2 protein-coding genes are annotated in these 701 nt (G+C 67.9%); both read right to left on the bottom strand.

Annotation, left to right across the window (positions count from 1 at the left end):
* The coding region (locus tag ACYVDE_RS25145) for an FAD-dependent oxidoreductase (protein ID WP_460504247.1) at window positions 1–403 on the bottom strand (403 nt) is incomplete at its 3' end.
* Window positions 404–502: 99 nt separating this feature from the next.
* Window positions 503–701, bottom strand: a 199-nt coding sequence (locus ACYVDE_RS25150) for a hypothetical protein (protein ID WP_460504248.1), incomplete at its 5' end; no start/stop codon positions are given.

A 701-nucleotide genomic window follows, 5' to 3' on the forward strand; every position in this document is an offset into this window, starting at 1 on the left:
CGAAGGGCGCGTGCACGCCGGGCAGGTGCGGGTCGGTCGTCGTGAGCGCGGCTACAAAGTCGCCCCAGGGGCGGTCGGTGCTGCGGGCCAGCACGGCGTTCTGCTCTTCGAGCGAGCCGAATAGCTTGAAGATGGGGGCTTCGGTGAAAAAAGGCTGGCCGAAGCGCTGCTCCAGGGCCCGGTAGTAGGCGATGGCGGCGGGCAGCAGCTCGGCGGCGCGCCAGCTCAGAGCGAAGCGTTTGCCGGCCACGGGGTTCATCAGCCCGGCGGCCACGTTGGAGGCCGAGTTGGCTTTGCCCGGGTCGAATACCAGTACGCGGTGGCCGCGCGCGCGCAGTACATCGGCAAGTATGGCGCCCGCCAAGCCGTGGCCCACCAGCAAGAAGTCGCAGTCCGTTGTCATGGCCGGCAAGGTAAGGAGACGGCGCTTAATGCAAACGGGTTTCATAAGCGTGCAAATTTCCACTCGCTTTGCATTGAGCCCGAAGCCGAGGCTGCCGCGCTATTGCAACAGCAGGCGGGTGGTGGCGCGGGGCTGGTCGGGGCGGTCGGGCTCCCAACTCACCTGATACACGCCAGGGGGCCAACCGATGGTGGGCAGTGTCGCTTCGGCTCTGGGGGTAAGTACGCGCTGCCCACCCACGCGCCGGCCCGGTACGTCGCACACCTGTAGCTGCCCCGCGCCCGCGCCGGAAGGCAGA

The organism is Hymenobacter agri, assembly GCF_054778495.1.